This window comes from Gammaproteobacteria bacterium (assembly GCA_036381015.1).
Classification (GTDB): Bacteria; Pseudomonadota; Gammaproteobacteria; order Steroidobacterales; family Rariloculaceae; genus ZC4RG20.
In genome coordinates, this window is record DASVDR010000038.1 from 46,908 (window position 1) to 53,755 (window position 6,848).

The following is a 6,848-nucleotide window of genomic DNA, read 5'->3' on the forward strand; positions in this document are numbered from 1 at the left end:
TTCCCCATGGCCAATCTCGTCACGCTGAGCCGGCTGGTCCTTCTGATCCTCGTCGTCTGGCTGGCTTATCAGCCGATGAGCGCATGGCACTTCGCGAGCTTCTTCTTGATCATTCTGATCTTCGTCTCCGACGGGCTGGACGGCTACATCGCCCGTAAGCGCAACGAGACGAGCCTCTTCGGTGCGCTGTTCGACATCGCCGGCGACCGCGTCGTCGAGCTCACGCTATGGGTGGTCGCGGCCGACATCGATCTGATCCCGATCTGGGTGCCGCTCGTGTTCATCATCCGCGGCGTCGTCGTCGACACGATTCGATCCAGCAACTCCGTTTCGCGCGGGGTGGCGCCGTTTGCGCTGATGCAATCGCCTGCCGGCAAATTCCTGGTATCGGGAAAGTTCATGCGGGCCTTTTACGCGGTGGTGAAGGCGTGTGCGTTCTGCGGCCTCGCGCTGCTCTTGCCGTTTCCGGCGGTGCTGCCCGAGATCTGGGACCGAATCGACTGGCTGATCAGCGGCTTGACGTACCTTTTCGTCTACCTGGCAGTGCTCCTCTGCATCGTCCGAGGCCTCCCCGTGATCATCGAGTTTGTGCTCTCCCAGAAAGAGGATATCCTGGGAACGACGGGGCAGAAGCGATGAAGCTCGCGATCTTCGACATCGACGGGACGCTCGTGCGGGGCGGGTCGGAGCGGTTGTTCTGGTGGTACCTGCTCCTGCGCGGCAAGCAGGGTATCCGTCAGCTCGTCGCCTTCGTGCTGTTCATGCTCCGGTACCTTCCGACCGGCGGCATCCACACGCCGCGAAAGAACAAGGCGTATCTCAGCGGGTTACGGGTCGAGGAGGTGGAGGCGCTCGCGCGCGAGTTCGTGGCGGAAAAGCTGATGCACCGGCTGTACGAGCCGGCCGTGCAACGGCTGAAGCAGCACTTGAACCGGGGCGACGTCGTCGTCCTGATGTCCGGCACGCTGTACCCGATCGCCCGCGCGCTCGCGGACCAGCTCAACGTCAGCTACGTGTGTGCGACGCTGACGAGCCAGCGCAACGGCGCGTTTCTCGCAAACCCGCCCGAGTTGCACCCCTACGACGCGGCGAAGCTGAATCTAGTCACGCGGCTCGCCGGCGAGCTCGGATTCGACCTGCGCCAGGTCGCGGCGTACGGCGACTCGAAACGCGATCTCTTTCTCCTCCGCGCGGTCGGCGAGCCCGTGGCCGTGCGGCCGGACGCCGAGCTGCTGCGGGTCGCGCTCGAGCACGATTGGGAGATCATCACGGATTCGGCCGCGGAATCGGCCCTGCTCCGTTAGCGCTTCGTTCGGGCCGCTGTAACGACCTCGGTCCGGTGCGGAGGGCCGGCGCGAACCGCGTCGTTCTCGCCGGGGGGCGCGATTCGCCCCGTCCGTGCCAAGGCGTGCCGGAAGACGGGCGCTCACGCGCCGCGTTCAATGCCTGCGATGTTCCTCGAGCAGCCGAGCAAGGTGGCTCAGCGCCCCCTTGACTTGCATCAGATCCGACTCGAGTGCCCCGGTGAGCTGCTCGAGGGCATCGAGCAGACGCTCGAGCTCGAGCTCCTGGTCGCCCTTCTCGAGCGCCTTGCGACAACGACCCAAGGAATCGCGAACTTCGTCATAGGACATCCGGTCTCAGCCTCACCGTGATTCTTCTCCCGAACGGCCCGCCCCGGCAGGGTGATGTTCGACGCGCTCGGCGGTCCTGTAACCTGAAAGCCGGAGCACGGGAGCGTGGGCGAAAGCCGCCTGAGCACGTAGGATCGGTCGCCATGGACGACGAAGCAGCTGTGGAGAGTCAGGTGAGGCTTTCGCAAGTCTCGAAAGCCTACGGCAATCTGACCGTTCTCGACAACATCCATTTTTCGGCAAAACGCGGAGAATTTCTCGTTGTCGTCGGGCGCAGCGGCTCCGGGAAGTCGACATTGCTGCGGCTCATCGGCGGCCTTGAGGCGCCCGATTCCGGCAGCGTCGCCTTCGCGGGGCGGCGTCTGGACCGGATGCGGGAGCCGGAGCGGGCTGCGTTCCGCCGCCGCGAGATCGGCTTCGTGTTTCAGTTCTTCAATCTGATCCCGACGCTGACCGTTGCCGAGAACATCGAGCTGCCGCTCGCCCTGAACGCCCTTTCGAAGACGGAGACGCAAGCGCGGGTCGCAGCGCTTCTCGACGAGCTCGGCCTCGCGGGCAGCGAGTCGCGCTTTCCGGAGGAGCTCTCCGGCGGAGAGCAGCAGCGCGTCGCGATCGCGCGCGCAGTCGCGCACGAGCCCGCGCTCGTGCTCGCGGACGAGCCGACGGGAAACCTCGATCTCGAGACCGCCGAGCGGGTGCTCGGATTGCTGAACGAGACGTGCCGGCGGCGGCACGCGACGTTGATCATGGCGACCCACAGCCCCGAGGTCATCGGCCTCGCGGACCGCGTGCTCACGATCCGCCACGGCCGTCTCGAGGACACGGCGCCGTGACCCGGCTTCTGCTGCGCGCGTCGCGCCGGTTCTTCCTGCGCCATCCGTGGCAGCTCGCGCTCGCGATCGCCGGAGTTGCGCTCGGCGTGGCGGTGTATGTCGGCGTCACGCTCGCGAACGACAGCGCACGCCGCGCGTTCGAGCTGTCGTCGCAGGCGGTGCTCGGCCGCACGACGCACCGGCTGTTGCCCGTCGGCCGCGGGCTGCCCGAGGAAGTCTTCGCGGAGCTCGTCCGAAGCGGCGTGACGCACGCGGCGCCGGTCGTCGAGACCGACTTCGCGCTGCGGGACGCCCCCGGGCGCCGGTTCCGGATGCTCGGCGTCGATCCGATCGAGGAGCCGAACGTGCGCGGCCTCGTCGGTCTCGTGCCCGGCGCTTCCGGCGCCGCGGCGCGGCTGATCGCGGAGCCCGGAACCGTTCTGCTGCCGGAGTCGCTCGCGGAGCGGCTCGGCGCCGCGCCCGACACCGAGCTCGAGATCCTCGTCGGCGGCCGCCCCCGTACGATCGTCGTGGCCGGCACGCTGCGCGAAACGGGCGGCGACGCGGAGCCGCCGGTCGTCGCGGACATCGCCACGGTGCAGGCGCTCACCGGAACGTACGGCGTCATCGACCGGATCGACCTGCGGCTCTCGGAGGAGGAGGCGCGCCGCCTCGCCGCGGAGCCGCCGGCCGGCACGACCCTGGTCGCGGCCGGCACGAACGAAGGGTTCGATCAGCTCGCGCGCGCCTTCCGTACGAATCTCGCGGCGCTCGGGCTGCTCGCGCTCGTCGTCGGGATGTTCCTGATCTACTCCACGATGTCGTTCGCGATCGTGCAGCGGCGCGCCGTCTACGGCGCGTTGCTCGCGATCGGGCTCGACCGCCGGCGGCTCCTCGGCAACGTGCTCGCCGAGGCCGCGGCGATCGGCGCGATCGCCACCGGGGCCGGCCTGCTGCTCGGCCACTGGCTCGCGCGGGGTCTCGTCGACCTCGTTCTCGCGACGATCGGCGATTTCTATTTCTCCGCGGCCGTGTCGGACGCGGCACCGTCGCCGTGGATCTACGCGCGCGGAGCCGCGCTCGGCGTCGCCGCGACGCTCGTGTCGGCGCTCGGTCCGGCCGTCGACGCGTCGCGCGTGTCGCCGGACGCCGCGATGCGGCGGGCCGCGCTCGAGCGGCGCAGCCGGCAACGTGCTCGCCGGGCCGCCGGTCTCGCGATACCCGCGCTCGCGCTCGCCGGGGCCGCGCTGTCCGTGGACTCGCGATCGCTCTACCTCGCGTTCGCCGCTCTGTTCTTCGTGCTCCTCGCGGGCGCGCTGGTCACGCCGGCGGCGACTTCGATGCTGATGCGCGCCGTCGAGCCCGCGGCGGCGCGCGTTTTCGGGCTGCCCGGACGTCTCGCGGTTCGCGGCGTCACGGCGTCGCTGAGCCGCACCGGCGTCGCCGCCGCGGCGCTGGCCGTCGCCGTCGCCACGGTCGTCGGCATCGGGCTCATGATCGGGAGCTTTCGGGCGAGCCTGGTGGACTGGCTCGGCGAGACCCTGACCGCGGACCTGTACGTCTCGCTCGGCGCCGCGTCGCTCGACGCGGACGGCGTGAACGCGATCCGAGCGCTGCCGGGCGTAACGGGGGTCAGCGTCGCGCAGTTTGCGCTGTTGCCGACGCCGCAAGGCCCCGTGTCGCTTCGGGCCGCCTCCCCGGGGCCCGAAGGCTGGGGGCTCGATATCGTCGCGGGGGACGACGAAGCTCTGCTCGAGGCGCGGCCGTCGGTCGCGGTCTCCGAGCCGTTCGCGTTCCGTCATGGTCTCGGCGTCGGGGATCGGCTCACGCTGCCGACGCCGCACGGCCCGCGGGCTTTCGAGATCGTGGCCGTCTACCGGGATTACAACGCGGGCGGCAGCGGGGCGATGATGTCGATCGGGCACTACCGGGAGATATGGGAGGATGACGAGATCGCGACGCTTGGCGTGCACATCGCCGACGACGCCGACGCCGGGCGCGTGCGCGACGAGGTCGCCGCGCTCTTGCCCGACGGCGCCGCGCGCATGCGGTCGACCGCCGGTCTCGTCGAGATCTCGCTCGAGATCTTCGACAGGACGTTTCGGATCACGGAAGTGCTGCGCATCCTTGCGGCGGTGGTTGCGTTTCTCGGCGTGCTGAGCGCGCTGTTGTCGATCCAGCTCGAGAAGGCCCGGGAACATGCCGTGCTGCGCGCCGTCGGCTTCGCGCCCCGTCAGCTCGGCACGCTGATGCTCACGCAGACGACGCTGCTCGGGGTCTCCGCGGGCCTGGCGGCGCTGCCGATCGGCGCGGCCCTCGCGGCGCTGCTGGTCCATGTCATCAACCGGCGCTCGTTCGGTTGGACGATGGATCTCGTCGTGCTGCCGGAGCCGCTCCTCGCAGGCCTCGCGCTCGCGGTCGGCGCGGCCTTCCTCGCGGGCGTCTACCCCGCTTTGCGCATGCGCCGGGCCGATCTCGCCGCAGCGCTGCGGGAGGAGTAGCCAGATGCATGGGTCGTTTCGCCGGCTCGCCGCGTCGATGCTCGCGGCCGTTCTGGTTTGCGGTTGCGGGGAGCGGGCGCCGGACAGCGCGGCTTCCAGCACGGAAGGCACTCCCGCGCGAGATGGGACGGAGGGCGTCGGCGCGCGAGACGGTATCGAAAGCGCCGCTGCCCCGGCCGACGGCGCGGACCGCGTGCCGGGCGACAGCCCGGGTGGCACGACCGCGGAGCCGCGCGACCCGATCGGCGACGGCCCGTCGCCGCCGACCGGGATCCGGTTGCTGTCGTCGTCAGAGGGGGCCGACGCCGACTTTGCCCGCGCGCTCGCGCCGCGCGCATTCGACTTTCCGCGGGATCACGCAGCCCATCCCCGGTTCCGAGCGGAATGGTGGTACTTCACGGGGAATCTCCGGAGCGGCGAGCGCCACTACGGGTTCGAGCTCACGTTCTTCCGCTTCGCGCTGCGACCAGATGCACCCAAGAGCCCGTCGGCGTGGGCCGCGAATCAGGTCTGGATGGCGCATCTCGCCGTGACGGACACCGCAAACGGTCGCCTCGTCGCCGAGGAGCGGCTGACGCGCGGCGCGCTCGGCCTCGCCGGCACACGCGTCGAGCCGTTTCGCGTCTGGGTCGAGGACTGGACGGCCGGCACGCCGCCGGGCGGGAGCCCTCACAGCTTCATGCTCGAGGCCCGAGGCGAGCGCATCGGCATCCGGCTGGCGCTCGATGCCGTGAAGCCCCCAACGCTGCACGGCGAGCGCGGGCTCGACCGCAAGGGGCCCGAGGCCGGGAACGCGTCGTACTACTACTCGCTCACGCGGATGACCGCGCGCGGCTCGGTCGAGGTCGACGGAAGCGAGCACGAGGTGCAGGGCTCCGCGTGGATGGACCGCGAATGGTCGACCAGTGCGCTCAGCCCCGGCATCGAAGGTTGGGACTGGTTTGCGCTGCAGCTTTCCGACGGCACGGACGTGATGCTGTATCGCCTGCGGCGGGAGGACGGCAGCGCGAGCCGCTTCAGCGGCGGCTCGCTCGTCGATCCCGAAGGCCGCCGCACGCCGCTCGCCGAAGACGACATGCGCCTCGAGCCGCTCGACTGGTGGGAAAGCGGGCGGAGCGGGATCCGGTATCCGACGGCATGGAAGGTCGAGGTGCCGTCCGCCGCGCTCGATCTCGAAGTCCGCCCGTACGTCGACGATCAGGAGATCGACCTCACGGTGCGCTACTGGGAAGGCGCAGTACGGATCGAAGGCACGTCGAAGGACGGGCCGATCGAGGGCAACGGCTATCTCGAGCTCGCGGGGTATCGTCGGGCACGGCCGACGCGCTGAAAAAGCAAGACCCCCGGCGCCTCTCGGCACCGGGGGTCTCGCGAATTGAAAGCCTGGCGGTGACCTACTCTCGCGTGGGCAAGCCCACACTACCATCGGCGCTGGACGTTTTCACTTCCGAGTTCGGGATGGGATCGGGTGGTTCCCGTCCGCTATGACCGCCAGGCAAACCGGTGAGCGCGACGGGCGGGAAACGCCGCACGCCGCGCACAATTTGGAATGATCCGTCCGGACGGTGGAGGACCGCCGGCGCCGCATGCATCTCGAAGCTCGCCACCTTCGGGTCAGACGCCCTTGGGTGTTATATGGTCAAGCCTCACGGGCAATTAGTACTGGTTAGCTTCACCCATTACTGAGCTTCCACACCCAGCCTATCAACCTCGTAGTCTTCGAGGGCCCTTCAGGGGGATCGAGTCCCCGGGGAAATCTCATCTTGGGGTGGGCTTCCCGCTTAGATGCTTTCAGCGGTTATCCCTTCCGTACATAGCTACCCGGCAGTGCCACTGGCGTGACAACCGGAACACCAGAGGTACGTCCACTCCGGTCCTCTCGTACTAGGAGCAGCTCCCCT

6 protein-coding genes and 2 rRNA genes are annotated in these 6,848 nt (G+C 69.3%); 5 read left to right on the forward strand and 3 right to left on the reverse strand.

What is annotated here, in order from left to right; translation table 11 throughout:
- The first annotated feature begins 6 nt into the window (after nt 1-6).
- Together VF329_13640 and VF329_13645 are read left to right on the forward strand one after the other, a co-directional pair.
- Entirely contained in the window at nt 7-639 is a 633-nt protein-coding gene (locus VF329_13640) for a CDP-alcohol phosphatidyltransferase family protein (GenBank protein ID HEX7082048.1), read from the forward strand.
- Entirely contained in the window at nt 636-1,304 is a 669-nt protein-coding gene (locus tag VF329_13645; protein HEX7082049.1) for an HAD-IB family hydrolase, read from the forward strand. The genes VF329_13640 and VF329_13645 overlap by 4 nt, the downstream gene beginning before the upstream one ends.
- A 135-nt stretch (nt 1,305-1,439) precedes the next feature.
- On the opposite strand, the gene VF329_13650 is transcribed toward VF329_13645, so the two are convergent.
- Complete coding sequence (locus VF329_13650; GenBank protein HEX7082050.1) at nt 1,440-1,634, reverse strand: hypothetical protein; 195 nt, start codon at nt 1,632-1,634, stop codon at nt 1,440-1,442.
- A 143-nt stretch (nt 1,635-1,777) separates the two neighbouring features.
- Between VF329_13650 and VF329_13655 the strand changes: the two genes are divergently transcribed.
- From VF329_13655 to VF329_13665, 3 genes are read left to right on the forward strand one after another with little or no spacing between them, the layout of a single operon-like run.
- The gene (locus tag VF329_13655) at nt 1,778-2,467 is read left to right on the forward strand and encodes an ABC transporter ATP-binding protein (protein HEX7082051.1); all 690 of its coding nucleotides are present in this window, start codon (nt 1,778-1,780) and stop codon (nt 2,465-2,467) included.
- On the forward strand, nt 2,464-4,947 hold the full coding sequence (locus VF329_13660) for an FtsX-like permease family protein (GenBank protein HEX7082052.1): 2,484 nt from the start codon (nt 2,464-2,466) through the stop codon (nt 4,945-4,947). Before VF329_13655 ends, VF329_13660 begins: the two co-directional genes overlap by 4 nt.
- Before the next feature lie 4 nt (nt 4,948-4,951).
- Nucleotides 4,952-6,277 (forward strand): lipocalin-like domain-containing protein, encoded by a 1,326-nt coding sequence (locus VF329_13665; GenBank protein ID HEX7082053.1) that lies wholly within the window; start codon nt 4,952-4,954, stop codon nt 6,275-6,277.
- Between the two features lie 51 nt (nt 6,278-6,328).
- On the opposite strand, the gene rrf is transcribed toward VF329_13665, so the two are convergent.
- Nucleotides 6,329-6,443 (reverse strand): 5S ribosomal RNA (gene rrf, locus VF329_13670).
- Between the two features lie 139 nt (nt 6,444-6,582).
- Nucleotides 6,583-6,848 (reverse strand): 23S ribosomal RNA (locus tag VF329_13675); the annotation flags it as partial.

Coding starts and splice junctions, on each gene's coding strand:
- VF329_13645 (HEX7082049.1), top strand. CDS start 636: ATGAAGCTCGCGATCTTCGACATCGACGGGACGCTCGTGCGGGGCGGG.
- VF329_13655 (HEX7082051.1), top strand. CDS start 1,778: ATGGACGACGAAGCAGCTGTGGAGAGTCAGGTGAGGCTTTCGCAAGTC.
- VF329_13640 (HEX7082048.1), top strand. CDS start 7: ATGGCCAATCTCGTCACGCTGAGCCGGCTGGTCCTTCTGATCCTCGTC.
- VF329_13665 (HEX7082053.1), top strand. CDS start 4,952: ATGCATGGGTCGTTTCGCCGGCTCGCCGCGTCGATGCTCGCGGCCGTT.
- VF329_13650 (HEX7082050.1), bottom strand. CDS start 1,634: ATGTCCTATGACGAAGTTCGCGATTCCTTGGGTCGTTGTCGCAAGGCG.